This window comes from Paenibacillus polymyxa (assembly GCF_018614975.1).
Taxonomy (GTDB): domain Bacteria; phylum Bacillota; class Bacilli; order Paenibacillales; family Paenibacillaceae; genus Paenibacillus; species Paenibacillus polymyxa_E.
Genome location: NZ_JAGGNR010000016.1, coordinates 143,525 through 164,933 on the forward strand (window position 1 = coordinate 143,525; position 21,409 = coordinate 164,933).

Annotated in this window: 15 protein-coding genes; 7 read left to right on the forward strand and 8 right to left on the reverse strand. The window is 48.9% G+C overall.

The window, feature by feature from the left end; translation table 11 throughout:
- Positions 1 to 161: 161 nt before the first annotated feature.
- Together J7E78_RS16395 and J7E78_RS16400 are read right to left on the reverse strand one after the other, a co-directional pair.
- Entirely contained in the window at positions 162 to 1,217 is a 1,056-nt protein-coding gene (locus tag J7E78_RS16395; RefSeq protein ID WP_215077298.1) for a Gfo/Idh/MocA family protein, read from the reverse strand.
- 48 nt (positions 1,218 to 1,265) lie between these two features.
- Complete coding sequence (locus tag J7E78_RS16400; protein ID WP_215077299.1) at positions 1,266 to 2,153, reverse strand: sugar phosphate isomerase/epimerase family protein; 888 nt, start codon at positions 2,151 to 2,153, stop codon at positions 1,266 to 1,268.
- 129 nt (positions 2,154 to 2,282) lie between these two features.
- On the opposite strand from J7E78_RS16400, the gene J7E78_RS16405 reads away from it, so the two are divergent.
- A complete protein-coding gene (locus tag J7E78_RS16405) occupies positions 2,283 to 3,179 on the forward strand; it encodes a helix-turn-helix transcriptional regulator (protein ID WP_215077300.1) in 897 nt (298 codons plus the stop codon).
- 237 nt (positions 3,180 to 3,416) lie between these two features.
- Here J7E78_RS16405 and J7E78_RS16410 read toward each other — a convergent pair whose 3' ends face one another.
- Positions 3,417 to 4,100 (reverse strand): serine/threonine protein kinase, encoded by a 684-nt coding sequence (locus J7E78_RS16410; protein ID WP_215077301.1) that lies wholly within the window; start codon positions 4,098 to 4,100, stop codon positions 3,417 to 3,419.
- A gap of 506 nt (positions 4,101 to 4,606) precedes the next feature.
- On the opposite strand from J7E78_RS16410, the gene J7E78_RS16415 reads away from it, so the two are divergent.
- Positions 4,607 to 5,524 carry a PD-(D/E)XK nuclease family protein gene (locus tag J7E78_RS16415; protein WP_215077302.1) on the forward strand — a complete coding sequence of 306 codons (918 nt, stop codon included), beginning with the start codon at positions 4,607 to 4,609 and terminating at the stop codon, positions 5,522 to 5,524.
- Positions 5,525 to 5,692: 168 nt separating this feature from the next.
- Here the strand turns inward: J7E78_RS16415 and ald are convergent, their stop codons facing one another.
- Positions 5,693 to 6,826 carry an alanine dehydrogenase gene (ald, locus tag J7E78_RS16420; RefSeq protein WP_215077303.1) on the reverse strand — a complete coding sequence of 378 codons (1,134 nt, stop codon included), beginning with the start codon at positions 6,824 to 6,826 and terminating at the stop codon, positions 5,693 to 5,695.
- Between the two features lie 189 nt (positions 6,827 to 7,015).
- Between ald and J7E78_RS16425 the strand changes: the two genes are divergently transcribed.
- The gene (locus J7E78_RS16425) at positions 7,016 to 8,671 is read left to right on the forward strand and encodes a PucR family transcriptional regulator (protein ID WP_215077304.1); all 1,656 of its coding nucleotides are present in this window, start codon (positions 7,016 to 7,018) and stop codon (positions 8,669 to 8,671) included.
- A 74-nt stretch (positions 8,672 to 8,745) separates the two neighbouring features.
- Here the strand turns inward: J7E78_RS16425 and J7E78_RS16430 are convergent, their stop codons facing one another.
- Positions 8,746 to 9,036, reverse strand: coding sequence for a hypothetical protein (locus J7E78_RS16430; RefSeq protein WP_215077305.1), 291 nt, complete (start codon positions 9,034 to 9,036; stop codon positions 8,746 to 8,748).
- A gap of 316 nt (positions 9,037 to 9,352) precedes the next feature.
- Between J7E78_RS16430 and J7E78_RS16435 the strand changes: the two genes are divergently transcribed.
- The gene (locus tag J7E78_RS16435; protein WP_215077306.1) at positions 9,353 to 11,425 is read left to right on the forward strand and encodes an nSTAND1 domain-containing NTPase; all 2,073 of its coding nucleotides are present in this window, start codon (positions 9,353 to 9,355) and stop codon (positions 11,423 to 11,425) included.
- A gap of 47 nt (positions 11,426 to 11,472) precedes the next feature.
- On the opposite strand, the gene J7E78_RS16440 is transcribed toward J7E78_RS16435, so the two are convergent.
- The gene (locus J7E78_RS16440; RefSeq protein ID WP_215077307.1) at positions 11,473 to 13,182 is read right to left on the reverse strand and encodes a sigma-54 interaction domain-containing protein; all 1,710 of its coding nucleotides are present in this window, start codon (positions 13,180 to 13,182) and stop codon (positions 11,473 to 11,475) included.
- A gap of 350 nt (positions 13,183 to 13,532) precedes the next feature.
- Between J7E78_RS16440 and J7E78_RS30190 the strand changes: the two genes are divergently transcribed.
- On the forward strand, positions 13,533 to 15,035 hold the full coding sequence (locus J7E78_RS30190) for a collagen-like protein (protein WP_215077308.1): 1,503 nt from the start codon (positions 13,533 to 13,535) through the stop codon (positions 15,033 to 15,035).
- A gap of 230 nt (positions 15,036 to 15,265) precedes the next feature.
- Here J7E78_RS30190 and J7E78_RS16450 read toward each other — a convergent pair whose 3' ends face one another.
- Complete coding sequence (locus tag J7E78_RS16450; RefSeq protein WP_215077309.1) at positions 15,266 to 16,189, reverse strand: proline dehydrogenase family protein; 924 nt, start codon at positions 16,187 to 16,189, stop codon at positions 15,266 to 15,268.
- A gap of 408 nt (positions 16,190 to 16,597) precedes the next feature.
- Between J7E78_RS16450 and pruA the strand changes: the two genes are divergently transcribed.
- Together pruA and rpoN are read left to right on the forward strand one after the other, a co-directional pair.
- The gene (pruA, locus tag J7E78_RS16455; RefSeq protein ID WP_215077310.1) at positions 16,598 to 18,145 is read left to right on the forward strand and encodes an L-glutamate gamma-semialdehyde dehydrogenase; all 1,548 of its coding nucleotides are present in this window, start codon (positions 16,598 to 16,600) and stop codon (positions 18,143 to 18,145) included.
- An 87-nt stretch (positions 18,146 to 18,232) separates the two neighbouring features.
- Entirely contained in the window at positions 18,233 to 19,537 is a 1,305-nt protein-coding gene (gene rpoN, locus J7E78_RS16460) for an RNA polymerase factor sigma-54 (protein WP_215077311.1), read from the forward strand.
- Positions 19,538 to 19,667: 130 nt separating this feature from the next.
- Here the strand turns inward: rpoN and J7E78_RS16465 are convergent, their stop codons facing one another.
- Entirely contained in the window at positions 19,668 to 21,101 is a 1,434-nt protein-coding gene (locus J7E78_RS16465) for an aspartate ammonia-lyase (protein ID WP_017690253.1), read from the reverse strand.
- Positions 21,102 to 21,409 lie beyond the last annotated feature (308 nt).

Here is a 21,409-nt window from a genome sequence, read left to right on the forward strand (position 1 = left end):
GAATCGATTTCGTTCCCTGCACTACTTTTACTATCGAGCGCGACTGTTTTTGAACGACATCATTTTTAGAATAGGAGAGTGGGTAAAAAAAACAAGAAAGCCCAAACTGCTAAACTATTGCAGTTTGGGCTTTGTTTAAATTGAAAAACACAGGCGCTTTGTTATGTGTTTTTCAGCAGATCAGCGATGAATACTTTCTGGCCTGTGCGTGCGCTTTCCAGGGATGCAAGGACCATGGCCATGCTGAATTGGTTATCGCTGCAATCGGTCTCAGGTAGTCGTCCGGATTCCAGTGCGGCGAACATGTCTTCGAGACAGCCGTGATGACCTGTTTTGTCCATGACAGGCAGTTCCGCTTCAATCCGCTCACTTGGCTGGAAAAAGGATGGTTTGCCGTCAGCATCCAGGCTTTGCGCAGTAACCACCTCAGCGTAGATGTCATCATGACCATCCCAGATGGCGGTTCCTTTATCACCGATTACGCGCCAGCTTGCTTCCCATGATGTGGGTACACCTTCTGCGCACCAGGATCCACGATAGTTGAATACGGACCCGTCAGACATTTCAAATATACATAACGCCATCGCATTGCCCTGATACCAGGACCCTGGAGGATTGAACTCATGGCAGTACACTGATACCGGGTTGGCTCCGAGAATATATCGTGCCTGATCAAACGTATGTATTGCCATATCGAGCAGCAGCGGGCTATCCATCAGGTCTCGGAATCCGCCGAAGTGTGGCCCGAGGAAGAAGTCGGCTCCTGCGTAACCTACCTGCCCTATAGCTCCGCCGGAAATGAGGTGCTGGTAGGCGCGGATACGCGGATCGAAACGGCGATTTTGCATCACGGCTTGAATGTGTCCTGTACTGCGAGAGGTTTGCACAATATCTGTGCAGTCGGAGAAGGATTCTGCGAGGGGTTTCTCGCCAAATACGTGACATCCTTCCTTCAGCGCCGTCATGGCAATGCCGTAATGACTCGCCGGAATTGTGACATCGAATACGATATTCGCGCCAGTTGCTTGAATGGCCTCACGGATATCGGTGAACGTAGGGCAGGTGAGGCCATGTCTTGTAGCAAAAGCAAGGGCTGTCTGTTCATACAGATCGACCAGTCCCACGATTTCTGTGTCCGGCCTTTGCAAGGCATAGTCTGCCCACGTGTTTGCCATGGCACCGCAGCCGGCGATAATTACCCGATAAGGATGAGTCATGTTCCCATCTCCTTCGTATGGATTGTGTTATACCGCTCGCATGGTTTTCTATACCGGATTTGGCACAAAATCGCCACCGCGGCATTGTTTCAAATATCGCAATGCATGCACCTGGCCGGTCATTTCGAGTTCGTCTTTGTAGACGGGATCATGCCAGCCTTCAATATCAATCGTGCCCTGATAACCGTTCTGGCGCAGAATGGTGATAATGTCTGCCCAGTTGTTATCCCCGAAGCCGGGTGTGCGGTGCCAGACGAATTCACGTGGGCCATGCACGCCATATTCCTTGACAATATCCCAGGCAATCGTGGCATCTTTGCCATGTACGTGGAAGACTTTATGAGCCCATTTGCGTAGCTGTGGAATAGGATCGATCAGGCTGGACATTTGATGACAAGGCTCCCACTCCAGGCCTACATTGTCATCTGGAACAGCATCAAACATCATCTCCCAGGCCGTCGGATTATGGGCAATGTTCCAGTCGCCTGTCTGCCAAGTTCCTCCCATATCACAGTTTTCAAAAGCAATGCGTACACCCCGGTCTGCTGCCCGGCGTGCCAGTTCACCAAATACTTCCTTGAACCGGGGGATGGACTCGTTAATGGGTTGATCGGTCAGACGTCCGGTGAACCCGGAGACGATATCTGCACCGAAGAGCTGTGCGTGATCAATCACTCGCTCCCAGCTTGCCAGTGTATCGGCGTTGTCTCCGGCTCCGGTGAGCGGATTACCAAATACACTCACCGCGGAGATGACAATACCTTGTTCGTCCACGATTTCACGGACACGTTTGGCTGTCTCTGCCAGGTCCAGATCGCCAGTTGTTTGCCAGAAGGTCAGGTTAAATGATTCGAAGCCGTGTTGCATGATCTGCGGGATAACGCGGACGGCGTCCTGCCCGCCTACAAGGGTACCGATGCGTAATGATTGATTCATGGTTGTATTTCACTCCAATATTGGCTTATAGTACTTCGTGACACACTCATTATAGCCGTGGATTAACGGGATGGCTCTAAACAATCTTGTGTAATAATAGTCGGATCTTGTGAAGAGGGGGAAGAAGTTGTGCTGGATCTGAAAGCGCTTCACGAAAATACCCGAATTGACCATAAATCACATCCATTTCAGCTGTTCCAAAATCGGTGTTCAGATATGAAAGCTGAAGAATGTATCCTGTATTTGCATTGGCATGAACATTTTGAACTGATTATCATGCGCAAGGGAAATGCGCTGTTTCATATTGATAGCAAACCTTATGTGGTTCGAGCAGGTGAGGTCATCATCATTCCTGGAGGTACACTACATGTCGGATATGCCCTGGATGAGGGGGATGTGCATTATGATTCCGTTGTAGTGAACCGTGCACTGTTCCATGATTTCACCCATGATCCTGTGCATGAGCAATATGTCGCGCCGTACTTAGAAGGAAGGGTGAGGTTTCCGGTCAAACCGGCAGAGGAAAACACAGCCTGCACAGGCTATTATTCTTTGCTGAATGAAGCTGTGGAGGAAATGGCGTTACAGCCCCCGGCTTATCAGCTCGTGGTGAAATCCAAGCTGCATGCCTTGTTCACCCTGCTTGCGCGAACCTTTATGCCGCAGCAGCTACCGGATAAATCGGTCGGATCGTATTTTCCCAACCGTGAACGTTTCAAACAGTTGATTGCACAGATTGAAGCGGACCCCACAGGTAAGATGTCTGTTACGGAAGCGGCAAGTCATGTGGGATTGAATGCGTATCACTTCTGCAAAATGTTCAAAAAGCTGACCGGACGTACCTTCGTGGAATACGTGAACGGGTGCAGGATGAGTGAGGCAGAACAGCTGCTGCAAGGCAGTAGTCTGACCATTACAGAGATCGCAGCCAGAGTTGGCTGCGACAACGCCAACTATTTTACGAAGTTATACAAACAATACAAGGGCATGACCCCCTCGCAGGGACGTGGGAGAAAAGAAGGTTGAGCACGACCGGTTTAACAGTAGTCTCAAATAAAATGTCCATAACGAAGGTTGTAGCCATATGCAACTCGCAATCACAAATGTGAGCAGAAGCAAAGCACACAGCAGTGATTACCGTAACCATAATCATACGATACGCCCGTATACAAAGAATAACCCAGATAAAGGCCTCTTGAAGGCTTTTATCCGGGTAGTTTTGATTCAATAATATCAAGACAATCATCTATGTGTATAACGTGTTCATTTCATAAACCTGGAGAACAGACGATTGGCTTTCTTGGCGAGGTCGTCCATTTTGACGTTGGCATGATCGAACTGATTGTATCCCCATTTGATCGTTTGCAGCATGCGTGGAGATATGGGCGTACCTTTGATTCGCGGATAGATGTTGTGATAAGCCCAGACAAGATGCTCCCAGCGATTGTCATTGCCATCCTGAATATACTCGGATACGTCAATCACTTTCCCGCGTCCATCCTGAAGAATTACATTTTTTAGATGAATGTCACGAGGGTTCAACCCGCGGCTGCGAACGGCTTCTCGCGCTGCATCCACATCGAGCATCACCTGCTCGGGGACGGGAATTCCCTTTTCCAAACATTCCAGCAGCGTATCCCCGGGTTCAAAACTGATCACGAGCACATTCCGGCCGCTGCCGTAATAAGTAGGGAAGTATGGCAGGCCTTTGAGCTGTTCGTATACCTGTTTTTCATTTTCGAGTTTGTCCAAGGCATGATCCGAGTACATCTTGAAGGCATACTGCGGCAAGCCGTCATACGTAAATACAGCCGCATCCGTACCTGTGCCAATGCAATTCAATCCTCCTACATCGCCGATGATGTTTACGAGCTCATTCCGGTCGCTTCCGATGACTTGGATCTGTTGTAATGCTTCTTCCGCCTGGAACCAATCCGGTCGATTCATGGGTGGTGCCTCCTTTTAGGATATGCCTGTACAATTTTTTTCATATAATCATTTTCTAACGAACCGAGTAAGTCTTATTTCACGTAAATCGGCAGATCTGAAAATATAACGGATCAGAGACACGCTATTGACTCATTTGCTTGCAGTAAACACGTTCTACAACCGAAATAAGACTAATTAGCGTGTCTGGAGTTCGTTAGATTCCGTAAAACCTCGTGATCCACGTGATAAGGTGTGTGTGATTCGTTAGCGCCGGGCCAGCGCTGGACCCGTAAGACCCGTACTAACATCATGGATTCGCTGCCCTCTATTAAGTATATTATGCGTTCTGCTCCGCAATTTCATCTTTTGGTGATGTTACTATATAAACGATACGGATCGAATCGGAAACGGTTGCGTCAGAAGAAAATAACGGAAGCGCGCTTGCGGCAAGGTTGCCCGGGCTTTATACTGTGAGCATTAAGGGATCTCATGCAGATCCGGCACACAGAAAGGCAGAAGTTCTTATGGCACAATACCCGCAGTGGTCTTATTCGCAGTCGCGGGCGAGTATGTTCGATGAGTGCCTGCGCAAATATTATTATCATTATTACGGTGCCCATAACGGCTGGAAGACAGACTCTGCTGATGAGATGCAGGTTCGTCTGTACCGTCTGAAGCAGCTCAGCAATCTGTATCTTGTCTTCGGGGACCTCGCGCATCGGATGTGTGAGTCGGCGGTACGAAGCAGGGAAGAGGGCAAAGATAAACCACGTGAACACTTTCTGGAACAGACGATACGCAAGCTGCTGAATCAGGCGTATGTGGAATCCATGGACGCGGATCAGTGGCGGCTGAACCCCAAGAATCGCACGATGCTGTCTGAGATTTATTACGGGGATGATACGTTGGATGACCGGATTGCCACGATCAAGGAGCGGGCTTCGGCCTGTGTCAGTAACTTGTACCAGACGCTTACGTGGGAGGACTTGTCCCGGGCAAGTACGGACATTCTGGAGATCGAGAAATGGGATACCATGATGCTGCACGATACACGCGTGTATGTGAAGATGGATTTACTGTATCGGCGCAGTAACGGCAATATTGTCATTGTGGACTGGAAGACGGGTAAGGAAGATGACTTCTCCGATCAGCTAATGCTGTACGCATCCTATGTGAGAGAGCACTACCGGGTTCCCCTGGAGCAGATTGAGCTGCGAGTGGAGTATCTGTTAACCGGAAAACACCGAGAGTTTACAGCCACAGAAGAGGATATCCGAAAGGTGGAGGAGAACGTGGGTCGTTATATCGAGGAGATGCGATCCTGTGTGGAGGATGAGTACTATAACCGTCCAAAGGACGTCACCTACTTCACAGCAATGCCATCGCACCGGTCCTGCCGGGATTGCAACTTCCGCGAAGTATGCAGTGAGCGAGCAGTCTGAAGTGCCAAAACCGGAGGAACCTAGAGGCCTTATACCAACTAACAAGCTATTTCTTATGTGAAAAAAATCAAGAAGCGCAGGGCCGGGAAAGTCATTTGCCCGACTTGCGCTTCTATTACGTTCCACAGGCTTGGCGACAAGGCGCCGGGTGGAACGATCATATCAAGATCACTGGACAGCGGCGGTATTCTCCAGCGCCTGACCCGCAGGAACATAGGCATGCCCGAGATCCCGGGCAACTGCCTCATACGTGATATGTCCATTCAGCGCGTTAACCGCGCTCCGAATGGCCGAACTGCCGCGAATCGCGGCGGCTGCACCGTGGTTGGCCAGCTGCAGCGCATAAGGCATGGTGGCGTTGGTTAGCGCCACCGTGGACGTACGCGGCACGGCGCCCGGCATATTCGCCACCGCGTAATGCACGACGCCATGTTTCACATAGGTCGGTTCATCGTGGGTTGTGATATGATCAATGGTCTCAACGATCCCGCCCTGATCAATCGCCACATCCACAATGACCGAACCCGGTGCCATGGTCTTCACCACCTGCTCGCTGACAAGCGTTGGCGCCTTGGCGCCCGGAATCAGCACCGCACAGATCAACAGATCTGCCGCCGCAACAGCTGTTGCGATGTTGGACGGGCTGGATACCAGCGTGTGGATCTGATTGCCGAAGATATCATCCAACTGACGCAGACGATTCAGATTCAGATCAAGGATGGTCACATCGGCGCCAAGACCAATAGCAATTTTGGCTGCATTTGTTCCCACCGTTCCACCACCAATAATGACCACTTTCCCCCGACTAACGCCTGGTACACCGGACAACAGAATGCCCTTGCCACCTTCCGTTTTCTCCAGTAGCTGTGCTCCGATCTGGGAGGCCATGCGGCCTGCAACTTCACTCATAGGGGTTAGCAGGGGGAGGGTACTGTTGACCTCCAACGTCTCATACGCAATAGCTGTTACCCGACTTTTAATAAGGGCTTTGGCAAGCTCCGGTTCCGCTGCGAGGTGCAGGTAGGTGAACAGAATCATTCCCGGACGAAAATATCCATATTCACTGGCAAGTGGTTCTTTCACCTTGATGATCATATCGGCTTCGGTCCACACTGACTTGGCATCAATCCGAATCTCGGCGCCTGCAGCTTGATATTCATGATCCGTGAATCCGCTACCAATCCCTGCGCCTTGTTCAATCATCACCTGGTGACCGGCTCTGATGAAATCAGCAGCCCCGGCCGGAGTCATTGCTACACGATTCTCATTGTTTTTAATTTCTTTGGGAATTCCGATTCTCATCACCATGCACCTCGTCCATTTATTGGTTGTTAGCTTATACTACAAGTTTATGACTTGGATAATCGTTTTGCACCTTACTTCATGTCTAATCTTTAGGAATTAAACTCAACATATTGTCGAAAAAGACTGTTCAGGACATTTGTCCATGGATTATAATGTAAGAAAAAATAACACGAAGAGGGATCGCCATTGCAAAATGACCGTGTGTTTACGATCAAAGATATCCTTGCACGTCCGGTATTTGGCCGAGCACGACTAGCGGCAGGGAAGGATGGAGTGAACCGTCAGGTTGGCTGGGTTCATGTATTGGAGATTACAAATGTATCTCCATTTGTAAGCCCCCATGATCTTATTTTATCCACTGGACTGTGGCTTCAATCGGAAGAAGGGCGCGAAGAGTATCTGCTTCAGCTCATTGGCAGTGAGGCAGCGGGGCTATGTGTGGAGTTTGGTACCAGCATATACGGAATCCCGGAAGAACTGATTGAACTGGCGGATAGACACCAGTTTCCGCTGATCGTATTTGAGCAACCGGTCCGTTTTGTCGAGATCACACAGGATATTCACTCTCTGCTCATTAATCATCAGCACCAACTGCTGAAAAGTCTGGAAGCCTACTCCCGCCAGCTTCAGCAGCGTACATTACAGAGTACGGACATGTCTGCTGTGCTGAACCTGTTGCATGAATACGCTGCCAAACCGGTGGTGTACATTTCGTCCATGGAGCCGGGCAGTTTTGTGCCCGAACTTGTTCCGGAGATGGAACAGGCCATCTATACCTGGTATGAGCAGGAGGTAGAACAGCTGGATTTGAATGATTCAGATACCGAATTATGGTTCCACATGGACGAAGAGAAGGCTCTGCTGTGTCAACCGGTCGTCTGTTTCGGCCAGGTGTTCTCCGCTGTAAGCATGATTGTGCATCCCGCGGCTCCAGTGGAATATCTCAAGCTGCTGCTCGATTATACGGCGAAGGCGGCGGCAGCGCTCACGCTTCGTTCCCAGTTTCTTGAAGAGAAGATGGTCCGAAATCAGAATGAACTGATCCAGGATCTGATGAATGGCAACATCCATCAGGAGGAACAGGCTCAGACTCGAATGGGGCTTCGTTTGCTGGTGAAGGGACAGTACTGGTTTGCAGGAGGGGTCATCGAGATTGAGCATCGATTGAAGGGTACAGGTCGGGAGCGAATGGAAGCGAATCATCAGGATGTTCTTGTCCTGCTGCGTTCCCTGCTCAAGAAGAACAATCTGCCTAGCCTGATTATGCTGAAGAACAACCAGGTATATCTGTGCTGTGCGAAGGAAGCGGTAACGGCTGCTGCACGTCATCAACTGCTGCGATTGCTGGAAGGGATTGCCCAGGACGTGAAACGGTTTGCCAGTCGTAACTTGAAGCAGGTTATGATTCATGTGGGGTTTGGCAAGTTACGCAGCCGTTTGACCAGCCTGCCGGAGAGCCTTCAGGAGGCCTATCAGGTGATCGAAGTTTCGAGATCGGTAGATTCGATGGAACATGTTCACTTTTACGAACGTATGGGTATATATCAAATGTTAAAGGCGTTACCCCACTCCTTCCTGCAACCCTTTGTCCAGGATCACCTGGGTATGTTGATAGAACATGACCAAACGCATCACCTGCGATTGGTAGAGACGTTGGATGCTTACCTGCAGAACTTTGGTTCCAAACGGGATGCAGCCGCCCAGTTATTTATTCATCGGCAAACGTTGTACAACAGACTGGAGAAGCTGGAAGAACTGATGGGGCCAGGTTACATGGATCAAGGGAGAAGAATCTGTCTGGAGATGGCGCTGCTCGCACACGCGATGATTGAGAATGGATAGTGGCAATCCTCTTGATGAGGTGAAAGGAATGCAAGACAGACTGTGCATCGATCTTACACAACCTTGAGCACAGTCTAGCAGTTTTTACTAATCCGCCGGGTATGTTGTAATGAAGCAGGCAGGCGTTGCAGGGTGGGAGTGGAGCGTCGGCCCCGATAAAGCTTCGTTTGACCGGAGGATGGTGCCAATGATAATGAAGAAGGAGCAGCCAGCCGATACGGGGGTGAAGACCGGTCAGGGCGTCGTTCCGGTTCCACTTCATTGGTCGCCATTGAAATGCCACTTTGGTGCAGCCATTCATTAAGTCGTTTGGGATTGATTCCAAGTTGTCCGCTCAGATTACAGATATCGAGGTTTATTCTCACACAAATCCGCCTTTCCTGGAATATCGGGCTGGTAGTAGGGTATGAAAGGGAAGCATGAATTCGAGATCGGTAAATGCTATTGTACATGTTGGTTGTGCTTGATCGGCGGAATGATCCATTGTCTTAAGAAATTGTGTGACGGCGTATGTATACGTTGTTAAACGTTTCCATGTCCGCTGTTTTGAAATTTTTCCATTAAATTGGCTTTTAACAAGATTCTATCACTTCTCATGCCATTGCGCGTCTCAATATAGTCTCATTTTTGAGAGGATATATTGTATATTAAAAGTACCAGTATCTAGTACGGAGGACATATATGGGAAACAGCAGTAGTGAGGCACAATGCGACAAATATGTTGAGGATGGGAAACGTTTCGTCGGTCGAGCCGAGGAACTGACGACACTGGAGCGGTGGTTCAATCATCCGGAAGCCCCATTAACCATATTCTCAATTACAGGCATGGGGGGCATCGGTAAATCTTCCTTGCTATCAGAGATGTTATCCGTATCTCGGGATCGAGGTGCGACAGCCATATGGATGGATGGCCGATCATGCGGTGCAACACCATCCGTATTTATGGATTATCTCTCCTCTACATTAGGGCTGGAAACACTGGATAGTGAAGGGAATCCACGACCACTGAGTCTACTGAAGGAGACTTCAATTGAGAAGAGATTGGTCCTGGCCGTGGATAATTATGAAGAGCTCGCTCTGTTAGAAAGCTGGTTCATGGAAGTCTTTGTTTCCAAACTTCCATTGAGAGGGATATTGGTCATTCTTGCATCACGCCCGGAACTCGCTTCTGCCTGGCGGACACATCCCCGACTGCATCAGCGTTTTGTACAGATGCGGCTTCAACATTTTACAGTCGATGAAATTACGGAGTACATCACAGTGGCAGGTTTTTTGAATCAGGGCATGGCAGGCACCATTACGAGAATGACCGACGGGCATCCACTGGGTCTGGCCCTTGCTGTAGAAGCTGCAGATCAGAGGAGGAATCTTCCGCAGTCCGAATGGGCTGAACTGTCGCATATGATCAGTGCTCGATTATTATTGGAACTTACTACACCTCGCCTGCACCCCATGGTGGAGGTACTCACATTGCTTGAGACAGCCAATCAGGAGTTGTTATCATCCGTACTGGATATGACCGTGACAAAAGAAGAGTACCACATGCTGAGACAGATGTCGTTTATCCGTTCGGGCCCGGATGGTCTTGCCCTGCATGATATGGCCAGGGTACATCTACTACGAGATTTTCGCCAACGTGAGCCACATCGGTTGCAGACGATGCGTATCAGGATTGCGAAGTTGCTGAAACCGCTGCATGAACAGGCAGGGTCTCATGTGCGTCGCCAAATTGCCAGGAAGATGCTGCTGCTCTGTCAGGAATCGATGCTTCAATACCGCAAGTACGCAGACGTGTCTCGTGATTCCTTGTTCTCGCCTCTTGAAACGATGACAAAAGAGGATCTGCCCGCTCTGCACAGCTTGTTACAGCAATGGTGCGAGTACAGCGTGGAACCATGGCAGGCTGTATCCTATGGCCCCTTCCTGGATGAATTGGCACAACGTTATCCCGAAGGAATCGTATTAATGCGTGACAAGCTTGGGGAGACAATTGCCATGTTCATTACCATCCTTGTACATAGGGAGAGTAGTGAGTTGCTATTAAAATATTTTCCGAATGAGATGCAGGAATGCTTCACACCACAAGAGCTCCAAAATGACCCGGATCAGAGTGATACACACTTTGCTTTGCTGGCGGCGGCAAGAGATGATATGCCTGGTTATACACGAGAAGAACTGGTAGGATACATGGCACTGGACCGGCTGTCTCTGCTTGGTGATGGTGCGCGAGCGATGCTCGTTGCAACGAATCCTCACCTGAAACTATTTTTGCAAAGTATTGGATTCCAGATGCGAAGAACCCGCACCCGTGTCTGTGATAGATTCGAGGACCGGGCGGACATCCTTGATTTGGATTTGCGTAGTGGGCAATTCGGAGAGTGGGTCATGTCTCTGCTTGATCCGGAATCAACAGAGAATCGTATACCGCCGGAAACAACGGAAGTGAATGGTGTAATCTGGAATGAACAGGATGTTCGCAAGATGTTGGGATTCCTTCGTTCTCCGGGAGAATTGCATGAATATGCTGGCAGGGTTACAGGAGTAAAGGATGGAATCCAGTTACAGCTGTATGTCATGGATGTGTTGGGAGGCAAAGTGCAAGGTCTATCTCCACAGGATCAGATGCTGTTATACGCGGCCTACTGGACGCATGCTGGCAATCCAACTGCCGCAGCTCAGACGTGTTCCATGAGTCGGGCGACATTCTATCGCCATCTCAGAACAGCGCTGACTCGCTTGGCACGGATTTTGTAGAATTCTATTCGTTCATCATACCGATAATAACGACAAGAAGAGGCTGGTCATAGACCAAGCCTCTTCATGCGATTATAGAGCGTTGCCCTGGAGATGCCAAGTTGCTTGGCGAGTGTTCGTTTGTTGCCACCTGCTGCTTTCAGATATTGAATTAGAAGTTGCGCCTCATAGGTGTCCAATTTTTGCTGGTAGGTAACACCGGAGACAAGTTCGGAATCATCCGAGGTATCTATTTCGTTCACATTTGCAACCGTTCGAGGTTTTTGTTCTGCTCCCGCCGAATCCTGACGTTGCTGATTTTCGTTGTTGACATGTGAATGAATTCCGGATATCAGTTGAACTTCGGACTGTTCTTGCATGGTGAGGGAGGTGAGGGTATCAGGCAGGTATTCCTGCTTCACCTCACCATCTGTTGTCAGAATGGTCAGGCGTTCGATCACATTTCGTAATTCACGTACATTGCCTGGCCAATCATATTGGAACAGCAACTTGAACACTTCAGGTGGAACCAACTCAATATGACGGTTATAGAGCAAGGAGAATTCTTGGAGGAACGTCTGGGTTAATTCATATATATCTTCCTTGCGCATACGCAGAGGAGGGATGACAAGGTTAATGACATTCAGCCGATAGTAGAGATCTTCCCGGAATTGATTGCGGGCAATCATATGCAGCAGATTCTGATTGGTCGCAGCGATAATCCGGCAGTCGGCCTGTTTCATACGCGTTCCCCCCACAGGAAAGTAACTCTTCTCCTGCAACACCCGAAGCAGCTTCACTTGCAATTCCAATGGCATCTCACCGATCTCATCCAGAAAAAGAGTCCCCCCTTCGGCAAGCTCAATCTTGCCCTTTTTGCCTTTGGGATCCGCTCCGGAGAAGGCACCTTTCTCATAGCCGAATAACTCACTTTCAAACAATGAAGCAGGGATTGCCCCACAGTTAATAGCGATGAACGGTGCAGTCTGCAATTCACGAAGATCATGAATGGCTTTGGCGAATAACTCCTTGCCTGTGCCGCTCTCCCCGAGAATAAGTACGGTTGCTGAGGTGGTACTGATCTTGCGAATGGTCTCCATGCATTGCTTGATGACCAAGCTGCTGCCCTTGATTCTGGCGAATGGATCTAATTCGGGACGTAGCCGAGCAACGGCTTTCTCCAGATGCTGGACTTTGGAGGTCATATGTAATAGTTCCTGATGTAATCGTATTTCGGTTGTTATATCCACTTCGGCAGCAACTGCACCCATAATATGTCCATCCAGCTGGACAGGACGAGCATTAATCAGGGCGAACAGGTCGGGCCGGGGCTGATGCTGTTTGCGATAGACTGATTCGCCAGTATATAGCGTCTTGAGAGACTGGAGCCGATCGGTTGGAAAGAAGTCCGCGGCGGGTTGTCCGATGATGTCTTTTTTACTGATCGAAAAGACATGCTCCGCGCCAGTTGTCCAGTAGGCCACCTTGGCGTCCTCATTAATTAATGTCAGAGCTGAGCCTGCTGTCTCCAGTGTAGTCTCAAAATAAGCTTCTATTAGGCGATGCGCATGCATCATGGCATGCAAAACATCGGATACGGCGATATATCCCAATAGGGGTCCATCATCCTGAATGAACAGATAAGAACATGTATCGAACAGGGGGATGGCATCTGCCAGAGATGTCGATGACGTGATGGTGGGCATGGAAAGACTTGAATCAAGCGTGCCCATATCTGTTCGCAATAAAGACATTAATTCTGGAAGTAAATGTTTCATCGATATCACCTCAGTTAGAGCATAACGTTCAGAACTATACCTGTTCCAAAAACAACTTACAATTTATAGGTAAAAAGAAAAATTTTGAGGATAGATAGTTATCTATATTATAGCTTTCTAAATGAAGCGTGTATATATTTTTTGACATGAAGCATATATAGTGCGGTCCTAAATGGTAAGGAATTAGAATTTCAAGTCAGTACCAGTTATTAAACCTTACATTCATTAATCTCATCTCATTTACTGGGCAGTTTGAGTAATTTTACATATTTCACCCAATTTGTCCACACCATTGAGAATCTTCTGAATAATGCTATAAGAAGGACTAATAATCAAAGGAGAGTGAAGATATGGCTATTCTATCAACCGGACCCATTGAGAATAATATTTCAGGAATAACGGGTACCCGACCCACTCAATTCGTTACAGTTAAAATCGATAACCGAAATGCAGCAGATGTGTTCACTGTGCTTGTTTTGGGCTATTACCTCAATGGGGTAAGGACGTTATATGTAGAAGAATTGCTTAATGTGTTGCCTAATCAGGTCATAACCAAAGATTATGTTGGCGATTTTGATGGATTTGAGTATGTATTCTCAACCGCAGACACGGCTGCTCCGGAAGCGCAAATATCCGTTTGGGGCAAGGATTCCGAGGGTGAGCTGGTAACTGCTCACCGATTGGTTTCACAAGAGTTGCTGGGCGAGAATCAGGCGATTATGGGTGCAACAGGTGCCACGGGAGTAACGGGATCAACAGGGAGCACCGGGGGAACAGGATCGACAGGTGCCACGGGAGTAACGGGATCAACAGGTGCCACCGGGGGAACAGGATCGACCGGGAGCACCGGGGGAACAGGATCGACCGGGAGCACCGGGGGAACAGGATCGACCGGCAGCATCGGGGGAACAGGATCGACCGGGAGCACCGGGGGAACAGGATCGACCGGGAGCACCGGGGGAACAGGGGCAACAGGCAGCATCGGGGGAACAGGGGCAACAGGCAGCATCGGGGGAACAGGATCGACCGGCGCCACCGGAGTAACGGGATCGACAGGTGCCACGGGAGTTACAGGAGCAACGGGTGCCACTGGGGTTACAGGATCGACAGGTGCCACCGGGGGAACAGGATCGACAGGTGCCACCGGGGTAACAGGATCGACAGGTGTCACTGGGGTAACAGGATCGACCGGTGCCACCGGAGTAACGGGATCGACAGGTGCCACGGGGGTTACAGGATCGACAGGTGCCATTGGGGTAACAGGATCGACAGGTGCCACCGGAGTAACGGGATCGACAGGTGCCACTGGGGTTACAGGATCGACAGGTGTCACTGGGGTTACAGGATCGACAGGTGCCACCGGGGTAACGGGATCGACAGGTGCCACTGGGGTAACCGGATCGACCGGCGCCACTGGAGTTACAGGAGCAACAGGTTCCGCAAGCTTGGCATCATATGCCTACATCTTCAATACTTCGACTCAGACTGTAGCTATTGAAGCAGAGGTAACCTTCGACAGTAACGCAAATCTTACCAACATTACTCATACGCCCAATACCGCTGCAATTAGTATTGGTAATGCCGGAGATTATGCAGTGTTTTTCAACGTTGCCGGGGTGCAGGCCAACCAATTCACCCTTTATCAAAACGGAGCCCCTGTAGGTGGCAGTATCTATGGTTCAGGAGCTGGCACTCAACCGAATCCAGGCATGGTCATTATTACGGCTGCTCCCGGTGATGTGCTGACATTGCGGAATCATTCCAGTGCATCGGCTGTTGATCTGCAAACCCTGGCAGGTGGAACACAGACGAATGCTAATGCTTCTATTCTTATTCAACAATTAAGCAGTTAAAAGGCTTTTCGAGCTTGTAATTTTGATTAATAAATGGGTATGTCCAGAAAAATAGACATTTAAAATTGGGGATGCTAATTTTTTAGACATCAAGAGAAGAAGTGGAGAAAAGGAAAGTTGGATGCTCTGGTAAAGGGTTCGTACAGAAAAACCATGTGCCCAGAAAGAAAGAGGCAACATGGTTTTATTCTGTCTTTGTTTATTTATATATTGATCCAGCTAGAAAATAACTATCGGAACATATTCTTAACGACCATCCAGAGATTAGCCGGTTTTTCGGCCAAACGGCGGGTATAGTACGGATACCACATGGTGCCATAAGGTACGTAACAGCGAATGCGATAACCTTCTTTGGCGAGACGTTCCTGTTCACCCATGCGTAGGCCGTATAACATCTGAAATTCAAAGGCATCCTGCGAAATTCCCCGATCCTTGGCGTATTGTTTGGTCCAGTTAATGATGTGATCGTCATGCGAAGCAACCGCGGTGTACACACCTTGATCGAGATGATTGCGAATCATCGTTTTGAATTGATGAATGACTTCAGAAGTATTTTGATAGGCGACTGATGCAGGTTCTTTGTAAGCACCTTTAACCAGCCGAAGCCGAATGCCTTCCCGAATCATATCGCGTGTATCTTCTTCGGTACGATGCAGATAGGCTTGCAATACTGTGCCCGTATTATGCAGTCCTTCCGAGTGCAGTCTTCGGACAATATCCAGCGTCGCTTGCGTAAATGGACTATCCTCCATATCAATTCGGACAAAAAGATCATGCAATTTGGCTTGTGCGGCAACAGTACGGATATTTCGATAACCCTCTTCCGGATCAAGTGCGAGGCCCATCTGGGTTGGTTTCAGCGAGACGTTGGAGTCTGTTTTCTCACGTGCAATGCCTTCTACCAGTCGTACGTACTCATCCCTGTATAATGCCGCTTCGCTCAGGCGGGTGATGCCTTCGCCCAAGTGATCAAGCGTAGCCATAATGCCTTTATTATTGAGTATGCGGATCTCTTCGAGAGCTTCTTCCAAGGTGTTTCCTGCGATAAACTTGCCAGCTAGCTTCTTACCATATCTAATGGACAGGTTCTCTACAGCTTTGTTGCCTGCCACGGTTAATAAGGTTTTGCGATATATTTCCGTTCCTACACTCATTTTTGTTCCTCCTTCAGCATTGTGCATCCTTAATTCAAGCAAGAAACGTGCCAGATTTGGCGATGGTCTACTATTTTTCATGAAAATTATCTATTTAAATTGAACTAAACATTTACACAAAACGGAGAGGACAGAAAGAACCTGAAGAAGCGGAGCGCTCGCCTTTATCCCCGGATTTTCCCTCTATAAAAAGGAATCAAAAAAATCTGGGGATAACAGCGATCGGAAGGTTATTCTGTCATCGGAGTGGCCCGTGTGAATTTTCAGTAGTTGAATTTAACGAGAAAAATATTTCAGTTTCAACCGGAGTTGGCACGGATTTTGCTACATATATTTGGTGATGAGTAACATGCATAATAATTCAGGCGAGCAGCCAGCGAATCCCACATCCTGAAGGAGGAATCATTGATGAATATCCCTTTTGTTAACGAACCATTCACACCCTTTGCAGTCCAGGCGAACCAGGAAGCATTTGAAGACGCACTTCGTCAGGTAGAAGCTGAACTTGGGCAGGAATACCCGATTATTATTGGTGGGCAAAAAATAACAAGCAGCCGCACGTTAACTTCCGTGAACCCCGCAGCCAAGAATCAAGTTGTTGGAACGATCCATCAGGCAGATCGGGAATTGGCCGAAAAGGCCATTCAGACAGCGGCGGAGACATTCCACACATGGAAACATACCGACCCGAATGAACGGGCTCGTTATCTATACAAAGCAGCTGCCATTATGCGCCGTCGCAAGCATGAGTTCTCTGCATGGATGGTCTATGAAGCCGGCAAGACTTGGCCAGAAGCCGATGCGGATACCGCGGAAGCCATTGATTTTATGGAATTCTATGCACGGGATATGCAGCGACTGAGTGAACCGCAGCCCCTTGTGCGGATTGCAGGGGAAGATAACGAACTGAGTTATATACCGCTGGGCGTGGGTATTGTTATTCCACCTTGGAACTTCCCGCTGGCAATTATGGCAGGTATGACCTCTGCTGCACTGGTATCCGGCAACACGGTGGTATTAAAGCCCGCCAGCACAACTCCGGTGATAGCCGCGAAGTTTATGGAGGTGCTCGCAGAAGTTGGCCTGCCGGATGGCGTGGTGAACTTTTTACCAGGACCAGGCAGTGAGGTGGGCGATTATCTTGTGGATCATGCGCTCACCCGATTTATCAGCTTCACCGGTTCCAGGGATGTAGGGCTGCGAATTAATGAACGTGCAGCACGTACAGCTCCAGGTCAGAAGTGGATCAAGCGGGTTATTGCAGAGATGGGCGGCAAGGATTCTATCGTAGTAGACAGTGACAGTGACCTGGAACTCGCGGCAGAGTCCATTACCGCTTCGGCATTTGGTTTCTCAGGACAGAAATGTTCGGCGTGTTCCCGTGCCATTATTCATAAGGATGTATATGATGAAGTATTGCAAAAAGTGATTGAACGGACACAGAAACTGACGATGGACAGTCCACTTGAAGTTGGCAGTCAGGTTGGGCCGGTTATCGATGACAAGGCATATGCAAAGATCACGGAATATATTGAAATCGGCAAGCGTGAGGGGCGTCTTGTGCACGGTGGCGGTACAGGGAACGTTGAAGGTTATTTCATTGAACCAACCATAATTGCAGATGTGGACCCAAAAGCACGGATTGCTCAGGATGAAATTTTTGGACCCGTGCTTGCATTCATCAAAGCTGAATCTTTCCAGGACGCATTGGATATCGCCAATAATACAGACTATGGCCTGACCGGCGCGGTGATCTCACGTAATCGTGATCATCTGGAGCAGGCAAGACGCGAGTACTTTGCGGGTAATCTGTATTTCAACCGGAAATGCACCGGAGCACTGGTGGGCACGCATCCATTTGGCGGATTTAACATGTCAGGCACGGATTCCAAGGCAGGTGGAAGAGACTATCTGCTGCTGTTTACACAGGCAAAGCTGGTATCGGAGAAATACTAAACAGCTGATCCATGATCCGACTAAAATCTGCTTACAATCGTTTAAATAGTATGCTATTATCCCTGCAACGGATAAGGAGGGAAACGGATGTTAGGTGTTCAGTTGGTACAGGAACAACGTATTCGGCTGTCCATCACGCCGGAGATGAAACAATCCTTTCATTTGCTAACCTTGTCTGGCCAGGATCTGACTCGTTACTTGCTGGATGCGGCGGAGGAGAATCCAGTACTTGAACTGGAAGAACAAGTTACGCCCCTCGCCCCGATTCCGCGGCGAATGGATCAGCGCAGGTATGATTCCTACGATCCGCTGCTTCAGGCCAAAGGTGCCGAACCTACACTGGAACAATTGCTGATTGCGCAAATTCGAGTGATGATAATTCCAGACGAATTGGAAAATATAGCAGTATATTTGGCAGGGTGCGTCAATGATGATGGTTATCTGACGGTTGAGCTGTCAGAGGTGCAAGCGGCGCTTGAGCTTCCGATGAGCAAGGTTGCAGTGGGACTCGAGCTTCTCCAATCGCTGGACCCTGCTGGTGTAGGGGCGCGAAATCTGCAGGAATGCCTGCTGCTCCAGATCAGGCGTGATCTATCGGCTGTTCTGTACGCTGAACGCATGGTGGAAGCGGGGGTGGAAGCACTGGTTCCTTTTCACCCAGGTAGAACAGGAAGTCGACTAGGTATGACTTCACGTGAAGCCCAGGCTGCCTATGACTATATTACACGTCTCGACCCCAAGCCTTGCCGATCTATCGGATATACGGAACGACCACATTACATTATTCCGGACGCCACTGTGGGGTTGCGTAACGGTGAGGTCCATTATAGTCTGCATGCAGCAGGTAACCCTCGTGTATCGATGAATGAAGCGTGCTTCCGCTGGATCAGGGAAGAGGCTCCTGACGCAATCTGGTCTACCCGCGTGGGAGAGGCGAGGGCTATTATTCGGAGTGTACAATTGCGGCGCAGGACTTTAGTGCGTGTGCTGGTGGCAGTGATGGAAGAGCAAAAGCACTTTTTGGTCAAAGGCCCATCCGCGCTAAAACCGCTTAATCTGGCTGTTATTGCAGAGAAGATTGGCATGCACGAATCAACGGTAAGTCGTGCGGTGAACGGTAAATACATTGAGACCCCACATGGTGTATATGAACTCAGGGCTTTTTTTGCCTCGGGAATCCGTACAACGTCAGGGGATAAAACATCAGCATCAGCGGTGAAACGCAGATTAAAAGAAATCATTCGCATGGAACAGGCTCAGCGTCCATACTCGGATAGTCATTTGGCTACACTGCTCGCCGAGGAGGGGATTGTCATCTCCCGTAGAACGGTTGCCAAGTACAGGGAGGAACTTCAGATTCTGCCTTCCCTTGAGCGTAAACGGTGGGCTTAACGGAGTAGCAGGCGTTTATCATCTCCTAATGCAAGAACCCCCGCAAACCGGATGAACGGTCTGCGGGGGTTCTTTGGGATGTTATTTGTATTGCGTTTTCTGCATTCCCTGCATCGGATTTCCAGATTCTCTACAAGCGTTCCATATTACGCAGGAAGTGTTCTCCAGCAATACCTGGTGTAGTCATCTGTTCCGGATGAAGAATCTCTTCCAGTTCTTCCGGTGTCAGCAGTCCACGTTCCAAAATAATCTCTTGCAAGGAAAGTCCAGTCTTGAGTGCTTCCTTCACGATGGAAGCTGCCACATTATAACCTAAGTGCGGGTTCAACGCCGTAACCACACTGAAACTTTGCTTCATGATTAATTCGCAGCGTTCACGGTTAGCTTCCATCTCTTCAACTGCATAACGCGTGAAAACATCGATGCCGTTATTCATAATTTTCAGTGATTGCAGCAAGTTGAACGCAATAACTGGGCCCATGACATTCAGCTCGAATTGACCGGCTTCACACGCCATACAGATCGTATGATCATTCCCCATCACCTGGAAGGATACCTGGTTAATGACTTCCGCCATAACAGGGTTGACTTTGCCCGGCATAATGGACGAACCTGGCTGACGCGGTGGCAGGCGCAGTTCATTGAATCCTGCACGCGGACCTGAAGCCATCATGCGAATATCATTACAGATTTTGGAAAGGCTAACCGCACATACCTTCAGCGCCGCTGAAAGTTCCAGATAGGCATCCGTGTTCTGCGTTGCATCCACGAGATCCTCAGCTGTTTGTAGTGGAAGTCCGGTAACATCAGACAGGTGCTCTGTAACCTTGACGATATATTCGGGTTTGGCATTGAGCCCTGTACCCACCGCAGTTGCACCCATGTTAATGGTAAGCAAGCGGCGATTGGCGAATTCAAGACGCTCAATATCCCGTCCAATTACACGGGCATAAGCTCCGAATTCTTGTCCAAGGCGAATAGGCACGGCATCCTGAAGATGGGTACGGCCAACCTTGACCACATCGTTGAATTCCACTTCTTTTTTACGGAACGCATCCTGTAGTCTTTTCATGGTAGCGAGTAACGTCTCCGACAGTCGGTACGCCGCAATGCGCAGTGCTGTAGGTACCACATCATTGGTGGACTGGGACATGTTCACATGATTATTGGGATTGCAATGGAAGTAGTCTCCCTTACTTTTGGTTAACAGTTCCAGTCCGCGGTTGGCCAAAATTTCGTTCATATTCATATTCATGGAGGTGCCTGCACCGCCCTGAATGGAGTCTACAATAAAATGATCCAGATGATGACCTTTCATCATTTCTTCAGCCGCCATGACGATCACATCGCCAATCTTGCTCGGCAGCATCTTCAACTCCATGTTGGTAATCGCTGCTGCCTTCTTCACCGCAGCCAGAGCCGTGATCAGCTCCCGGTGTACCGGAACGCCGGTAATCGGGAAGTTTTCCACGGCCCGTACCGTCTGAATTCCGTAATAAGCATAAGCCGGGATTTCTTTTTCACCGATAAAATCTTTCTCCGTCCGTGTGGACATAGTAGACATCTCGTTCGCCTCCAGTGGCATCAATAAAAATAGTTCCGCTCCAGCGTTGCTGAAGCGCACTCAGTATATCATTTAAGCAAAATGGATGCCAATCTAAATCATTTGGCCTCTTGTGCCGATAATAAATAAAATTAGGGATAATAAATGGAATATTATTCAATTTTTAAGAAAGGGAGGGGTGACCAAGCTTGTCTTATACATTATGCGCTTTATGGTAGAGAAGTCATGCATAAATGACAAGTATGGGGGAAATAGAACGTTCTCAGTGATGTATATCACATGAAATTTGGTACTTGATTGGTAAAATA

Bases quoted from the DNA above. Each gene is read 5' to 3' on its own strand.
- J7E78_RS16395 (WP_215077298.1), bottom strand. From the start codon at position 1,217: ATGACTCATCCTTATCGGGTAATTATCGCCGGCTGCGGTGCCATGGCA.
- J7E78_RS16400 (WP_215077299.1), bottom strand. From the start codon at position 2,153: ATGAATCAATCATTACGCATCGGTACCCTTGTAGGCGGGCAGGACGCC.
- J7E78_RS16410 (WP_215077301.1), bottom strand. From the start codon at position 4,100: ATGAATCGACCGGATTGGTTCCAGGCGGAAGAAGCATTACAACAGATC.
- J7E78_RS16415 (WP_215077302.1), top strand. From the start codon at position 4,607: ATGGCACAATACCCGCAGTGGTCTTATTCGCAGTCGCGGGCGAGTATG.
- ald (WP_215077303.1), bottom strand. From the start codon at position 6,826: ATGAGAATCGGAATTCCCAAAGAAATTAAAAACAATGAGAATCGTGTA.
- J7E78_RS16435 (WP_215077306.1), top strand. From the start codon at position 9,353: ATGGGAAACAGCAGTAGTGAGGCACAATGCGACAAATATGTTGAGGAT.
- J7E78_RS16440 (WP_215077307.1), bottom strand. From the start codon at position 13,182: ATGAAACATTTACTTCCAGAATTAATGTCTTTATTGCGAACAGATATG.
- J7E78_RS30190 (WP_215077308.1), top strand. From the start codon at position 13,533: ATGGCTATTCTATCAACCGGACCCATTGAGAATAATATTTCAGGAATA.
- J7E78_RS16450 (WP_215077309.1), bottom strand. From the start codon at position 16,189: ATGAGTGTAGGAACGGAAATATATCGCAAAACCTTATTAACCGTGGCA.
- pruA (WP_215077310.1), top strand. From the start codon at position 16,598: ATGAATATCCCTTTTGTTAACGAACCATTCACACCCTTTGCAGTCCAG.
- rpoN (WP_215077311.1), top strand. From the start codon at position 18,233: ATGTTAGGTGTTCAGTTGGTACAGGAACAACGTATTCGGCTGTCCATC.
- J7E78_RS16465 (WP_017690253.1), bottom strand. From the start codon at position 21,101: ATGTCTACTATGTCCACACGGACGGAGAAAGATTTTATCGGTGAAAAA.